The organism is Streptomyces sp. NPDC025651, assembly GCF_055558735.1.
This window is the reverse complement of record NZ_JBVHLZ010000012.1, coordinates 214247-227849: the sequence shown is the minus strand read 5'-3', so window position 1 is coordinate 227849 and position 13603 is coordinate 214247. Positions and strand designations below refer to the sequence as shown.

Genomic DNA, 13603 nt, shown 5'->3' with positions numbered 1-13603 from the left:
GCGGGACGGGGCCGGTATCAGCCTCGCACGCGAGCGGGGGCGGTGCGGGTCGACTGCGTGGCGTGCGGGGCATGCACTTCCTGTGCCACGGCGAGCGGGAGCCCGAGCCCGGCCGGATCGGTGGCGGTGGGAGACGAGCGGGCGTGCCTGGCGCGGTTGACGGTGACGGAGGCGAGGGAGGTGTGCGGGGTGCCGGACATGGTGTCCTCCTGGGGTCGTGCCGTGGAGTCGTATGAAACGTCAGGTCTTCGAGCCCGACCGCAGCTTGCCGAGGTCGTCCTTGACGGTGTCGATCGGGATGGCGAAGCCGAGGCCGACGCTGCCGGCGGCGGAGTCGGCGCCCGCCTGCGACGAACTGGGCGAGTACATCGCGGAGTTGATGCCGACGACGTTGCCGTTCATGTCGATGAGGCCGCCGCCGGAGTTGCCGGGGTTGAGCGAGGCGTCGGTCTGCAGCGCCTTGTACGTGGTCTTCGAGGACCCGGTGTCGCCGTTGAACTGCCGTCCGTCGAACTCGAACGGCCAGCCGCCCTGAGGGTTCTGCGGCTGCTCCTGTCCCTCGCCCGTGGAGACGGTGACGTCCCGGTCGAGCGCGGAGACGATGCCGCTGGTGACGGTGCCGGTCAGGCCCTCGGGGGAGCCGATGGCGACGACCTCGTCGCCGACCTTGACGTTGTCGGAGTCGCCGAGGGTGGCGGCCTTGAGGCCGGAGGCGCCCTTCAGCTGGAGGAGCGCGAGGTCCTTCTTGCTGTCGGTGCCGACGACCTCGGCGTCGTACGTCTTGCCGTCGCTGGTCTGCACCTTGATCGACGAGGCGCCCGCGATGACGTGGTTGTTGGTGACGATCTCGCCGTCGCTCTTGGTGATCACGCCGGAGCCGGTGGACTTGCCCTGGCCCGTGGTGGCGCTGACCTCGACGATGCTGGGACTGACCGCCTCTGCGACCCCGGAGACGGTGCCCTTCTTGCTGGTCGGCACGACGTCCGTGCTGGTGGCGGTGGTACCGCCGTCCCGGTCGGTGAGCGTCTGCACGGCGTACGCGGTGCCGCCGCCGACCGCGGCCGCCGCGATGGCGACGGCGGCGAGCAGGGCCACGGGGCCCTTGGCGCGGCGGCGCCGCGGGGCGGGCTTTCGAGGTTCCTCCGGCGCGAAGGCGGGCGGGGGAGGCCATGCGCCGTGGGCATGGCCTTCCTGCGTACCGCCGTGGTGCACAGGCGCTGACGACTGCTGCTGGTGGTACTCGCCGCTGGGGCGGAAGGTCTCGGTCATGTCACTGAGACTGTCCGGCGTACATGAGAGGCGGCTGAGTACGTCCTGAGAAGCCCGGCAGAAGTGCGTATGCCCGATATAAGGCCGGGGCGGGGCGCTGCCGTGGCGGGTGCTACTGGCAGCCGCAGGACTGCCGCACGACGAGCCGCGACGGGAACAGCTTCAGCCGCTCGCGCCGGGATCCGGCGACCCTGAGGCCGTCGTCCAGGACGAGGTCGACCGCCGCGCGGGCCATCGCGGGCCGGTCGGATGCGACCGTGGTCAGCGGCGGGTCGGTGAGGCCCGCCTCCTTGACGTCGTCGAAGCCGGCGACGGCCAGCTCGCCCGGCACGTCGATGCGCAGCTCGCGGGCGGCCCGGAGCACGCCGATGGCCTGGTCGTCCGTGGAGCAGAAGATCGCGGTGGGCCGGTCGGGCCGCGCGAGCAGTTCGAGGCCCACCTGGTAGGCGTCGTAGCGGTTGTACGGGGCTTCGAAGAGCCGCCCCTCCACCGACCGCCCGGCCTCCCGCATCGCGCGCCGCCAGCCCTCGACGTGGTCGGAGACGGGGTCGCCGACGGTCGGGGTCTCGGCCGTGCCGCCGACACAGGCGACGTACTCGTGGCCGTGCTCCAGGAGGTGGCGGGTCGCGAGCTGCGCGCCGCCGACGTCGTCCGTGACGACCGCGACGTCGTCGATGGCCTCGGGGCGCTCGTGCAGGAGCACCACGCGCGCGTCCCACGCGTCGATCTCGGCGGCCGCCTGGTCGGTCAGGCCGTGGCTGACGAGGATGAGGCCGGAGACCCGCATGCCGAGGAAGGCGCGCAGATAGTGGGTCTCACGCTCTTCCACGTAGTCGGAGTTGCCGACGAGGACCATCTTCCCGCGCTCGGACGCGGCCTGCTCGACGGCGTGCGTCATCTCCGCGAAGAAGGGCTGGCGCGCGTCCGGCACGATCATGCCTATGAGGTCCGTGCGCCGCGAGGCCATGGCCTGGGCGACACGGTCGGGCCGGTAGCCCAGCTCCTTGATCGCGGCGAGTACCCGCTCGCGCGTGGCCGGGGCGACCGGCCTGGGTCCGTTGTTGATGACGTAACTGACGACCGCGGTCGAAGTACCCGCAAGTCTTGCCACGTCATCCCGAGTCACCTTGGCCACGCGCGGAGTCTACGCGGATGGAACTACCGCTGGGCAGGGCGTACGGCAGCTTCCTTCGGAGCGGACTTCGCGGCTTCGGGAGCGGGTGCCGACTTCCGGCCACCGTTCCCCTCGGGGCGGGGAGTCGCCGCCTTCGCCTTCTCCTCGTCGGCCGCGCGTTCGACCTTCTCCGGGGTGACGAAGCGGTATCCGACATTCCGGACGGTGCCGATCAGCGACTCGTGCTCGACGCCGAGCTTGGCGCGCAGGCGCCGTACGTGGACGTCGACCGTGCGCGTGCCGCCGAAGTAGTCGTAACCCCAGACCTCCTGGAGCAGCTGGGCCCGTGTGAAGACCCGGCCCGGGTGCTGCGCGAGGTACTTGAGCAGCTCGAACTCCTTGAAGGTCAGGTCGAGGACCCGGCCCTTCAGCTTCGCGCTGTACGTCGCCTCGTCCACGGAGAGGTCGCCGTTGCGGATCTCCATGGGGGAGTCGTCCGCGGTGATCTGCTGACGGCCCATCGCGAGCCGCAGACGCGCCTCGACCTCGGCGGGCCCCGCCGTGTCGAGGAGTACGTCGTCGATGCCCCAGTCCGCGGTGACGGCCGCGAGGCCGCCCTCCGTCACGACCAGGACCAGCGGACAGCCGGGCCCCGTGGAGCGGAGCAGCTGGCAGAGGCTGCGCACCTGCGGGAGGTCGCGGCGTCCGTCGATGAGGATGACGTCGGCACCGGGGGTGTCGACGAGAGCGGGGCCCTCCGCGGGGGCGACGCGCACGTTGTGAAGGAGCAGGCCGAGAGCGGGGAGCACCTCCGTCGACGGCTGGAGGGCATTGGTGAGGAGCAGCAGAGAGCTCATCGCACCCCACCTGCCCGGGTCGTCCGACTGTCGTGCACGTTTCGCTCGCCCATAACGTCTGGTTCCTCCTCGGTCCCTGCGAGGACGTTTACGGCACTGCTTCGTACTTCGTTTCAAGGGGCCCGCGCCCGGAGCTCCTGAAAGCACAAAAGGACCCGGGGGCTGCGTTGCCCGGATCCTCTGCCGAGCAGAATAGCCCACATGAGTTCCGGTCCGGCAGGTCAAGCGGCGCGATCTTCTGTGCCTCCGATCACTCGCGGTCAGGGTCGCGTTCAACAGCGCGCAACGCTTCGTACACGTGACGACGTCGCCATCGAGGCGGCCTACGCCCCCGGGCCCGACCCCGCGGGAGAGCTCGCGATCGTCGTCGCGCACGGCTTCTCGGGGGAGCTTTCGCGGCCCCACGTGCGCCGCGTCGCGGGGGTCTTCGCCCAGCGTGCGGCCGTGATCACGTTCTCCTTCCGCGGGCACGGCGGCTCCGGCGGGCGCACCACGGTCGGCGACCGCGAGGTGCTGGACCTGGCGGCCGCGGTGGAGTGGGCGCGCTCCCTCGGGCACACCCGCGTGGCGACCGTCGGCTTCTCGATGGGCGGCTCGGTCGTCCTGCGGCACGCCGCGTTGCACAGGGGGCGCACGGAAGCGCGGACCGACGCCGTGGTCGCCGTCAGCGCCCCGGCGCGCTGGTTCTACCGGGGGACGGCACCGATGCGGCGGATCCACTGGGTGGTCACGCGTCCGGCGGGCCGCGCGGTCGGCCGTTTCGGCCTGAAGACGCGAATCCACCCGCACGAGTGGGATCCCGTGCCCCTCTCACCGGTCGAGTCCGTCCCCCTCATCGCGCCGACGCCGCTGCTGGTCGTGCACGGCGACCGGGATCCGTACTTCCCCGTCGACCACCCGCGGATGCTCGCGGCCGCCGCCGACGGCGGGGCGGAGCTGTGGCTGGAAGAAGGCATGGGGCACGCGGAGCACGCGGCCTCCGACGAACTCGTCGGACGGATCGCCTCCTGGGTCACGGCATCATGGACGTCGGCAACCGCCGATGAGACATCGGCGACCGCCGACTGAAAGGGGAGTCGCATGGTGAACGGCACCATTCGTTACTGGGCCGCTGCCAAGGCGGCCGCGGGCGTCGCGGAGGAGCCGTACGCCGCGGTGACGCTCGCCGACGCGCTGGAGGCCGCCCGCGAGCGGCACCCCGGTGAGCTCGTCCGGGTCCTGCAGCGCTGCTCCTTCCTCGTCGACGGCGACCCCGTCGGCACCCGAGGGCATGAGACCGTACGGCTGGCCGAGGGCGGCACGGTCGAGGTGCTCCCGCCGTTCGCAGGAGGATGAGCGCCATGTCCAACCAGCCGTACGAGGGGTACGACCCGTACCAGCAGCCGTACCAGCAGCCCTACGCGGAGCCGCGGTACCCCGAGCAGCAGCAGTACGCGCAGCCGTACCCGGAGCAGCAGCAGTACGCCCAGCAGCCTTACCCGCAGCAGCCGTACCCGCAGCAGCAACAGCCGTACTACGCCGAGCCGCAGCAGTACGCCCAGGACCAGTACACCCAGCAGTGGGAGGGGCAGACCTGGGAGACGCAGGTGCAGCCGCCCGCCGCCGCGGTGGACGTGACGGAGACGGCGTATCTGCCGCCGCAGAGCGCGTACGAGCCGACGCCTGCGCCGGCGGCCGAAGAGCCCTCCGAAGAGCCTTCCGGAGGCCCTTCCGAAGGGCCCTCCTACGGCCCCGCCACCACCACCGGCAACCCCCGCATAACTGATGCCCAGCGTGCCCGTGCCGAGGGCAGGTCGCCGATCATCGAGCCGGGGATGCAGCCCGCCGCGCTGACCGCCCTGCTGGGGCTCCTGCTCGCCGGGGGCGCCGCCGTCGGGCAGTACGCGCTGCTCGTACCGCTGGTGATCCTCCAGGCCGTGACCGCCGCGGGATGGTTCCGGCTCAACGGCATGTGGCCCGCCCGGCAGGGCATCGCCCTCGCCTTCCTCGGCGGTGTCGTCGCGGACGCCGCGCTGCTCACCGTGGGCAAGGAGCACGCGCCCGCCGCCATCCTCGGCACCCTCGGCGTCTGGGTCCTGCTCGTCCTCGTCCTGCAGCTGCGCAGCCACGCGGGCGCCGACGAGCGGATGTACGGGCTCATGGCCACCGTCGCCTCCGCCGCGCTCGCGATCATCGCGGCCGGGCACCTCGCGGCCGCGGCCGACGCCGTGACCGTGGGCTGCGCCGGTGTCGCCGTGGCGATCCTCGCCCGCGCGCTGCCGCTGCCCACGCCGGCCTCCGTGGTCGTCGCGCTGCTCGCGGCCGCCGGCGCGGGCGTCGCCGTCGGCGGCATGACCGACTACGGCAGCGAGGGCGCGCTGCTCGCCCTCGGCGCCGGTGTCTGCGCGCTGATCGGCCACCGGGCCGCCAGCTACGACTACCCGTCCCGCTTCGTGCACATGACGGCGGGTGTCGCGCTGCCCCTCGCGGCCGCCGCCCCCGCCGTCTACGTCCTGGGCCGGGCCATCGGCTGACCGCCCTCGCGCGAGCGGTCGCCCGGGCGACCGTCACAGGTGATCGACAGGTCCCCGGCCGAGCTCTTCGGCCGGGGACCTGTTCCTTTAGGCTCGCGGAACGACAGCCGAATCGGGGGACCAAGGTGGGGGAACACCGGACATGAGCAAGCGCGCCGTACGAATACTTCTGATCGTCGTCGTGATCCTCGGGGGGCTCTTCGTGGCGGCCGACCGGCTCGCCGTGAGCTTCGCCGAGGGCGAGGCGGCGGACAAGCTGAAGTCCAGCGAGGGGCTGAGCGAGACGCCCGACGTCTCCATCAAGGGCTTCCCCTTCCTGACCCAGGTCGCGGGCGGCGAGCTCGACGACGTGGAGGTCGGCATCAAGGACTACGACGCCAGGTCGGGCTCGGACTCGATCCGCATCGCCGACCTCACCGCCCACATGAAGGGCGTGAAGTTCTCCGGCGACTACAGCTCGGCGACCGCCGCCACCGCCACGGGCACGGCGCGCGTCTCGTACGACGAGCTCCTGAAGGCCGGCAAGTCCGAGCCCGTGGAGCTGCCGCTCGGCGCCACCGGCAAGGTCGTCGGCCTCTCCGACGGCGGCAACGGCAAGATCAAGGTCGAGGTCGAGGTCAGCAAGGGCGGCGCGAAGCTGCCGAAGCCCGTCCACGTGCTCAGCTCGGTGCGCGTCGAGGGCGACAACATCAAGGTCCACGCCGACCGGATCCCGAAGAACCTGGAGGTCCTCGGCGTCTCCATCCCGCTTCCCGAGGGCATGGTCCGTGACGTGACGGACTTCGAGCAGAAGATCGACGACCTGCCGGCCGGCATCAAGCTGGAGAAGGTCGAGGCGGCGCCCGACGGCGTGGACATGACGGTGACCGGCTCGAACGTGAGCCTGACCGGCTGAGCCGGGTCTCCCGCCGCCCTGCGTCCGCAGTACGAGACACAGGCGTCCGGCGGGCGGATGTGACGAGGGCGACACCGGGCGCCGGGGCCTCCCGGGGCGGCTCCGGGCTTCAACGATTCCCACATGGTGGACGATCGAGTCTCATTATGCGGAGCACCGGTGACACGGTCGCCCCTCCGTCCCTACGATCGGACGCATGAACCGACAGGCGGACCTCACGAAGCGGCGGGCAGTAGACCTGTGCCGCGTCGCCGCCATGCTCTGTCGCACCCTCTAGCGGGAGCTCCGACTCCCGTATTCCCCCGGCCCGTTGACGCTTCCGGTCAGGGCCACCCTGTGCCACGTACGCCGCGCCTCCCCGCGTCTTCGAGCCGTACCCGCGCACACCCCTCGCACAGCCGTACCGCCGCAACTGCCCCGGAGGAGAAAAGCATGAGCCGCAGCGACGTCCTGGTAGACGCCGACTGGGTCGAGGCCCACATCGAGGACCCGAAGGTCGTCATCGTCGAGGTCGACGAGGACACCTCCGCGTACGACAAGAACCACATCAAGAACGCGATCCGCATCGACTGGACCAAGGACCTCCAGGACCCGGTCCGCCGCGACTTCATCGACCAGGAGGGCTTCGAGAAGCTCCTGTCGGCGAAGGGCATCGCGAACGACTCCACCGTCGTCCTCTACGGCGGCAACAACAACTGGTTCGCGTCGTACGCCTTCTGGTACTTCAAGCTCTACGGCCACCAGGACGTGAAGCTTCTCGACGGCGGCCGCAAGAAGTGGGAGCTCGACTCCCGCGACCTGGTCGACGGCGCCGAGGTGCCCAAGCGCCCCACCACCGAGTACAAGGCCAAGGCCCAGGACACCTCGATCCGCGCCTTCCGCGACGACGTCGTGGCCGCCATCGGCTCCAAGAACCTGGTCGACGTGCGCTCGCCCGACGAGTTCAGCGGCAAGCTGCTCGCCCCGGCCCACCTCCCGCAGGAGCAGTCGCAGCGTCCGGGCCACGTCCCGTCCGCCCGCAACATCCCGTGGTCCAAGAACGCCAACGACGACGGCACCTTCAAGTCGGACGACGAGCTCAAGGCCCTCTACGAGGACGAGCAGGTCGACCTGGCCAAGGACACCATCGCGTACTGCCGCATCGGCGAGCGTTCGGCCCTGACCTGGTTCGTCCTGCACGAGCTGCTCGGCCAGACCAACGTCAAGAACTACGACGGCTCCTGGACCGAGTACGGCTCGCTCGTCGGCGTGCCGATCGAGCTCGGCGCCAACAAGTAAGCAAGACCGACCTTTCTTTCCCCGAGGAGTACGCATGTGTGGAGCAAAGGCCGGCGGCCCCGACGCTTCGACGATCAAGCCCGGTGAGACAACGATCCAGGGCCAGGTGACCCGCGACGGCGAGCCCGTCACCGGTTACGTGCGCCTGCTCGACTCGACCGGCGAGTTCACCGCCGAGGTCCCGACCTCGGCGACCGGCCAGTTCCGTTTCTACGCCGCCGAGGGCACGTGGACCGTCCGGGCGCTGATCCCCGGCGGCACCGCGGACCGCACGGTCGTCGCGCAGACGGGCGGCCTCGCGGAGGTCGCGATCGCGGTCTGATCACCCGCGATCACTCACCGCACCGAGAACGGCTGAAGGGCCGCACCCCAGGGGGTTGGACGCCACTGGACGGGGTGCGGCCCTTCGGCTGCCTACGGGTGGCGCCGTCTGCCGTCCAGCTCGTCCCACCACTCGTCGGACTTCGGGTCCCCGCTCGGGTCGTCCCACCAGCGGTCCTCGGGCCCCCGCCGGTTCGCCGCCATCGCGGCCAGCGGCGGGATCACCATCGCCACGACGCACATCCCGACGGCGACGGGGACCGACCAGAGCCGTACGACGCCCCAGGCCAGGACGAAGAGGCCGACGCAGGTCCCCATCATGGCGAAGTACACATGACGCCTGCGCGCGTACATACGTCCAGCGTACGCCGTAAGGCCCCTCACAGAGAGGGACGGGCGCCGCCCGACTACAGTGGGACCGGCTCTGATACCTGCCCCAACAGCTCACCGAGGAGCACCCCGTGCTTGAGGCCTTCTTCTCCGCCCTGCTGGTTCTTGTCTGCGTCGGCGTTCTCGCCTTCGCCGGGCTCACCGTGAAGAAGCTGTACCAGGGCCAGCGCTGACAACCGCCACCTCCACAGATCGCCTGAGCTGAGCTTCCCATGATCGAGATTCCGTCCGACCTGAACCCCTCCCTCGTCCCCCTCGCCTTCCTCCTCGGCAACTGGGCGGGTGCGGGCGTCACCGACTTCCCCGGCGCCGAGAAGGCGAATTTCGGCCAGGAGGTCTCCTTCACGCACGACGGGCGGGACTTCATCGAGTACCGCTCGTACACCTGGGTGCTCGACTCCGAGGGCAACAAGGTGAAGCCCCTGGAGAGCGAGTCCGGGTTCTGGCGCGTCGACAAGGACCGCAAGGTCGAGGTCGTGATGGTCCGCGACGACGGCGTCGTCGAGGTCTGGTACGGCGAGCTGGCCGACCAGAAGCCGCAGATCGACCTGGTCACGGACGCCGTGGCGCGCACCGCCGCCTCCGGCCCCTACACCGGCGGCAAGCGGCTCTACGGCTACGTGAAGGGCGACCTGATGTGGGTCGGCGAGAAGCAGACCCCCGAGGTGCCGCTGCGGCCGTACATGTCGGCCCAGCTGAAGAAGGTCGTCACGCCCGAGGAGGTCGCCGACATGGCGCGGAACCTCGGTGATCTGCCGGACGACGGCATCGCCTTCTTCAAGTAGGCCCCCGCCCGGTTGGGCCTAGACTCTGAGGTGTGGTGAGCACCGACTGGAAGAGCGACCTGCGGCAGCGCGGCTACCGCCTGACCCCGCAGCGTCAGCTTGTCCTCGAAGCCGTCGACACCCTTGAGCACGCGACCCCCGACGACATCCTCTGCGAAGTGCGGAAGACGGCGTCGGGGGTCAACATTTCCACGGTGTACCGCACCCTGGAGCTCCTGGAGGAGCTGGGCCTCGTCTCGCACGCCCACCTCGGGCACGGCGCCCCGACGTACCACCTGGCGGACCGGCACCACCACATCCACCTCGTCTGCCGCGACTGCACGGACGTCATCGAGGCCGACACGGAGATCGCGGCGGACTTCACCGCCAAGCTGCGCGAGACCTTCGGCTTCGACACCGACCTGAAGCACTTCGCGATCTTCGGGCAGTGCGGCAAGTGCGGCGGGCAGGCGAGGGCAGACAAGGGCGCCCAGAAATAAAAGCCGCGCCCCGCTGGTCGTAGTCTTTGTGAACATGAAGAGCCCCCTGCTGTCCCTGCCCGGCGCCGTCCCCGCCGAGGGCGTGGACGAAGGCGTCGCCGCCCACTACGGCGAACTGTTCCGCGAGCAGCGCGCCCTCGCCGACGGCACCGGTTTCGTCGACCTCTCGCACCGCGGCGTGGTCACCGTCACCGGCTCCGACCGGCTGAGCTGGCTGCACCTGCTGCTCACCCAGCACGTCAGCGAGCTGCCCGCGCACCAGGCCACCGAAGCGCTGATCCTCTCCGCCAACGGCCACATCGAGCACCACCTCGCCCTCGTCGACGACGGCGAGACCGTCTGGGCGCACGTCGAGCCCGGCTCCCAGGACGCCCTCATCGCGTACCTGGAGAGCATGAAGTTCTTCTACCGCGTGGAAGTCGCCGACCGAACGGAGGAGTTCGCCGTCGTCCATCTGCCCGCCGGATCCATCGCCCCGGCCCCCGAGGGCGTCGCGGTGCGCGAGACGGCCCACGGCCGCGACCTCTTCCTGCCGCGCGCCGACCTGGAGGCGTACGCGGCGGACAACGGCCCCGCGGCAGGCCTCCTCGCGTACGAGGCGCTGCGCGTGGAGGCCCACAGGCCGCGGCTCGGCTTCGAGACCGACCACCGCACCATCCCGCACGAGCTGGGCTGGATCGGCACCGCGGTGCACCTGCAGAAGGGCTGCTACCGCGGGCAGGAGACCGTCGCCCGCGTCCAGAACCTGGGCAAGCCCCCGCGCCGCCTGGTCTTCCTGCACCTGGACGGCAGCGAGGTGCACCTGCCGGTCGCGGGCACCCCGGTCCACCTCGCGAGCGAGGGCGCCGAGGGCCGCAAGCTCGGGTTCATCACGACCGCCGTACGCCACCACGAGCTCGGCCCGATCGCCCTCGCGCTGGTCAAGCGGAACGTGCCGGTGGACGCGGAGCTGATCGCCGGGGACACCGCGGCGGCGCAGGAGGTCGTGGTCGAGCCCTGACGGGGCCCGTCCGAAGCCCGGGAGGTCACATCTCCCGGAGCCCGGGGATCACATCTCCAGAAGCACCGTGAACGGGCCGTCGTTCGTCAGCCCCACCCGCATCTGCGCCCCGAAGCGGCCCGTCGCCACCGTCGCGCCCAGGGAGCGCAGGTGGGCGACCACCTCGTCGACCAGGGGTTCGGCGACATCGCCGGGTGCCGCCGCGTTCCAGGTGGGGCGGCGGCCCTTGCGGGCGTCTCCGTAGAGCGTGAACTGGCTGATGACCAGGAGCGGCGCGTCGACGTCGCTGCACGACCTCTCGTCGGCCAGCATCCTCAACGACCAGAGCTTGCGGGCCAGTTGGGCCGCCTTCTCCTTGGTGTCGTCGTGCGTGACGCCCACCAGGACGCACAGGCCCTCGCCGCTGATCTCGCCCACGGTCTCGCCCTCGACGACGACGCTCGCGCCGTCGACCCTCTGCACCACTGCTCGCATACGGCCATCATGCCGTGCCGCGCACGGCGCCCGGGACATGCCTCCGATCCCCCCATCTGGGGCCGATTCCGGGCACTCATTCACATAGCGGCCACTCGGGGTGGCACGATGCTCACACGCGGTGCTCCGCGCCGGCCGGTCGAGGGGACGGGTAGAGCCACATGAGTACACCAAGCACCGGGCAGTCGCCCGGCCGTATCTCGCTGCGCCGTACGCCGGTTCCGCGTCCGCCCGCGCAGCGCACGGGCGAGCAGCGCGCCGCCGAGCAGGGCGTCGCCGAGCGGCTGCTGCCCGACGTGCCCCGGCACGACCTGGCCGCGCTGCGCCTGCCCGAGCTGCGGGAGGTGCGCAGGGCCGCGCAGCAGGACGAGGCCGACCTCAGCTATGTGCGGCGCCTTCTGCAGGGGCGCATCGACATCCTGCGGGCCGAGATCGCGCGCCGCAGGGAGCCGCATCCGCCGGCGCCCGAGCCGGAGGCGCCGCTCGTGGACCGGCTCCCGCAGATCCTCACGGATGCCCCGGCCCGGCACCGCTCCTCGGCCCGGCACGTCACGCTCGGCACCCCGCACAGCGAGGAGTACCGCCTGCTCGCCACGGAGATGCTCGCCGAGGTCGAGCTCTCGGACCTGGCGGCGCGCACGGACGAGGAGCTGCACACGGCCATGGGCCGCCTCGTGCGCTTCGAACAGCAGGTGTCGAGGCGCCGCCAGCTGCTGCAGCGGACCACGGACGACTGCAGCGCGGAGATCGCGCGGCGGTACCGCGAGGGCGAGGCGCAGGTCGACGACCTGCTGACGTGACGTGACGTGACGTGACGCGTGGCGGGGGCGGGGCGGAAACCCATGTGCGGGACCCCGCCGCCTGTGCCTAGCGTGCGGACATGAGCGATGTCGACGTAAGAGCCGTGTCCGACGCCGAGTTGCCCGCCTGGCAGCGGGCCGTCAACACCGGGTTCCTCAGGCCGCTGCCCGCCATGTCGGACGAGGCCGTGGCCAACTTCCGGGCCCGCGCCGATCTCACCCGCACCCAGGGCGCCTTCGACCGCGGGCGCTGCGTGGGCACCTTCCGGTCCTTCCCGCAGGAAATCACCGCGGTGGGCGGCGCGTTCGTCCCCGCGGACGCGATCTCCGGGGTCACCGTCGCCCCCACGCACCGCCGCCGCTCCATCCTGACCCGCATGATGGCCGCCGACCTCGCCGCGGCGAAGGAGCGCGGCGACGTCGTGGCCACGCTCGTCTCCGCCGAGTACGCGATCTACGGCAGGTACGGCTTCGGGCCCGCGACCCACGTCACCGAGTGGGAGATCGACGTGGCGCGCTCGGGGCTCGACCCGCGCTGGTCGGGGCCCGGGGAGGCCGGCGCCCGCATCGACCTCGTCGACGGCTCCGAGGTGCGCAAGCTGGGGCCCGAGCTGCACGAGCGGTTCCGGTCCGCGCGGCACGGCGCGATCGACCGCCCCGAGGAGTGGTGGCTGCGCAACACCGGTGAGCAGGCCACCCCCGAATACCCGTGGCAGGAGCCCTTCTACGCCCTCTACCGCGATGCGTCGGGCCGCGTCGACGGCTTGGTCGCGTACCGCACCACGGAGGACCAGTGGGGCGGCTCGCGGCTGCCGCAGAACACCTTGAGCGTGCTGTCGACGACCGCCGCGACGCCCGCGGCCGAGCGCGCCCTGTGGCACTACCTCTGCGCGATCGACAAGGTCCTCGCGGTCAGGACCGGCTGGCTCGCCCCGGACGACCTGCTCCCTGATCTCCTGCCCGACCCGCGCGCCGCCAAGGTCGTCGGGCACGCGGACTGGCTCTGGCTGCGGATCCTGGATGTCGTACGGGCCCTTGAGTCGCGTACGTACGGCGGGGCGGGGTCGCTCGTCCTGGAGGTCGTCGACGGTGCGGGGCTCGCCGGCGGGCGCTTCCGCCTCGACGCGACGCCGCAGGGGGCCTCCTGCGCGCCGACCTCCGGAGCCGCCGATCTCGTCCTCGACGTACGGGAGTTGGGGGCGCTGTGGCTGGGAGACGCGTCCGTGGCGCGGCTCGTGGCGCTGGGCAAGGTGGCGGAGGAGCGGGCGGGGGCCGCGGCGGTGGCGGAAGGGGTGTTCCGTACGGCGAGGCGCCCTTGGTGCCCGGACCTCTTCTGATCCGAACGCTCGGGCCGGGAGGCGTGGGCGAGCCCCGGCTCCCCCGTAGCCGGGAGCCGGGGCTCGGTTGGAGACGGCTGACCGGACTCCC

General features: G+C 71.4%; 18 protein-coding genes. 12 read left to right on the top strand and 6 right to left on the bottom strand.

All coding sequences use genetic code 11. The features are described from left to right. Window positions 1-17 precede the first annotated feature (17 nt). The 4 genes from ACZ4D5_RS35400 to ACZ4D5_RS35385 all read right to left on the bottom strand — a co-directional run bounded on the left by ACZ4D5_RS35400 (window position 18) and on the right by ACZ4D5_RS35385 (window position 3240). Window positions 18-200: a hypothetical protein gene (locus tag ACZ4D5_RS35400; protein ID WP_467776586.1), complete on the bottom strand. Its 183-nt coding sequence runs from the start codon at window positions 198-200 to the stop codon at window positions 18-20. A gap of 40 nt (window positions 201-240) precedes the next feature. Beyond that, on the bottom strand, window positions 241-1269 hold the full coding sequence (locus tag ACZ4D5_RS35395) for a S1C family serine protease (RefSeq protein WP_467776585.1): 1029 nt from the start codon (window positions 1267-1269) through the stop codon (window positions 241-243). A gap of 112 nt (window positions 1270-1381) precedes the next feature. Next, complete coding sequence (locus tag ACZ4D5_RS35390; protein WP_467776584.1) at window positions 1382-2404, bottom strand: LacI family DNA-binding transcriptional regulator; 1023 nt, start codon at window positions 2402-2404, stop codon at window positions 1382-1384. A 23-nt stretch (window positions 2405-2427) separates the two neighbouring features. Continuing rightward, complete coding sequence (locus tag ACZ4D5_RS35385; RefSeq protein ID WP_467776583.1) at window positions 2428-3240, bottom strand: response regulator transcription factor; 813 nt, start codon at window positions 3238-3240, stop codon at window positions 2428-2430. A gap of 201 nt (window positions 3241-3441) precedes the next feature. Between ACZ4D5_RS35385 and ACZ4D5_RS35380 the strand changes: the two genes are divergently transcribed. The 7 genes from ACZ4D5_RS35380 (at window position 3442) to ACZ4D5_RS35350 (ending at window position 8248) form a co-directional block, all read left to right on the top strand. Then, window positions 3442-4308, top strand: coding sequence for an alpha/beta hydrolase (locus ACZ4D5_RS35380; protein WP_467776582.1), 867 nt, complete (start codon window positions 3442-3444; stop codon window positions 4306-4308). Window positions 4309-4320: 12 nt separating this feature from the next. Continuing rightward, on the top strand, window positions 4321-4575 hold the full coding sequence (locus ACZ4D5_RS35375; RefSeq protein WP_055700327.1) for a MoaD/ThiS family protein: 255 nt from the start codon (window positions 4321-4323) through the stop codon (window positions 4573-4575). A gap of 5 nt (window positions 4576-4580) precedes the next feature. Further along, window positions 4581-5753, top strand: coding sequence for a hypothetical protein (locus ACZ4D5_RS35370; protein WP_467776581.1), 1173 nt, complete (start codon window positions 4581-4583; stop codon window positions 5751-5753). Between the two features lie 142 nt (window positions 5754-5895). Next, complete coding sequence (locus tag ACZ4D5_RS35365; RefSeq protein WP_467776580.1) at window positions 5896-6648, top strand: LmeA family phospholipid-binding protein; 753 nt, start codon at window positions 5896-5898, stop codon at window positions 6646-6648. A gap of 196 nt (window positions 6649-6844) precedes the next feature. Further along, the gene (locus ACZ4D5_RS35360; RefSeq protein ID WP_467776643.1) at window positions 6845-6925 is read left to right on the top strand and encodes a putative leader peptide; all 81 of its coding nucleotides are present in this window, start codon (window positions 6845-6847) and stop codon (window positions 6923-6925) included. Window positions 6926-7080: 155 nt separating this feature from the next. Beyond that, window positions 7081-7926 (top strand): sulfurtransferase, encoded by an 846-nt coding sequence (locus ACZ4D5_RS35355; RefSeq protein ID WP_467776579.1) that lies wholly within the window; start codon window positions 7081-7083, stop codon window positions 7924-7926. Window positions 7927-7960: 34 nt separating this feature from the next. Next, window positions 7961-8248: a DUF1416 domain-containing protein gene (locus tag ACZ4D5_RS35350; RefSeq protein WP_030784848.1), complete on the top strand. Its 288-nt coding sequence runs from the start codon at window positions 7961-7963 to the stop codon at window positions 8246-8248. 92 nt (window positions 8249-8340) lie between these two features. Here the strand turns inward: ACZ4D5_RS35350 and ACZ4D5_RS35345 are convergent, their stop codons facing one another. Further along, the gene (locus tag ACZ4D5_RS35345; protein WP_467776578.1) at window positions 8341-8601 is read right to left on the bottom strand and encodes a DUF3099 domain-containing protein; all 261 of its coding nucleotides are present in this window, start codon (window positions 8599-8601) and stop codon (window positions 8341-8343) included. A gap of 248 nt (window positions 8602-8849) precedes the next feature. Between ACZ4D5_RS35345 and ACZ4D5_RS35340 the strand changes: the two genes are divergently transcribed. The 3 genes from ACZ4D5_RS35340 to ygfZ are packed head-to-tail and all read left to right on the top strand — an operon-like array spanning window position 8850 to window position 10901. Continuing rightward, the gene (locus tag ACZ4D5_RS35340; protein WP_467776577.1) at window positions 8850-9422 is read left to right on the top strand and encodes a heme-binding beta-barrel domain-containing protein; all 573 of its coding nucleotides are present in this window, start codon (window positions 8850-8852) and stop codon (window positions 9420-9422) included. A gap of 32 nt (window positions 9423-9454) precedes the next feature. Next, the gene (locus tag ACZ4D5_RS35335) at window positions 9455-9901 is read left to right on the top strand and encodes a Fur family transcriptional regulator (protein ID WP_467776576.1); all 447 of its coding nucleotides are present in this window, start codon (window positions 9455-9457) and stop codon (window positions 9899-9901) included. A gap of 34 nt (window positions 9902-9935) precedes the next feature. Beyond that, window positions 9936-10901, top strand: a complete 966-nt coding sequence (gene ygfZ, locus ACZ4D5_RS35330) for a CAF17-like 4Fe-4S cluster assembly/insertion protein YgfZ (RefSeq protein ID WP_467776575.1) — start codon at window positions 9936-9938, stop codon at window positions 10899-10901. Between the two features lie 48 nt (window positions 10902-10949). Here the strand turns inward: ygfZ and dtd are convergent, their stop codons facing one another. Continuing rightward, window positions 10950-11375 (bottom strand): D-aminoacyl-tRNA deacylase, encoded by a 426-nt coding sequence (gene dtd, locus ACZ4D5_RS35325; protein WP_467776574.1) that lies wholly within the window; start codon window positions 11373-11375, stop codon window positions 10950-10952. Window positions 11376-11536: 161 nt separating this feature from the next. Here dtd and ACZ4D5_RS35320 point away from each other — a divergent pair, with 161 nt between their 5' ends. Further along, window positions 11537-12175, top strand: a complete 639-nt coding sequence (locus ACZ4D5_RS35320; protein ID WP_467776573.1) for an RsiG family protein — start codon at window positions 11537-11539, stop codon at window positions 12173-12175. Between the two features lie 80 nt (window positions 12176-12255). Further along, a complete protein-coding gene (locus ACZ4D5_RS35315) occupies window positions 12256-13512 on the top strand; it encodes a GNAT family N-acetyltransferase (RefSeq protein ID WP_467776572.1) in 1257 nt (418 codons plus the stop codon). Window positions 13513-13603: the final 91 nt, after the last annotated feature.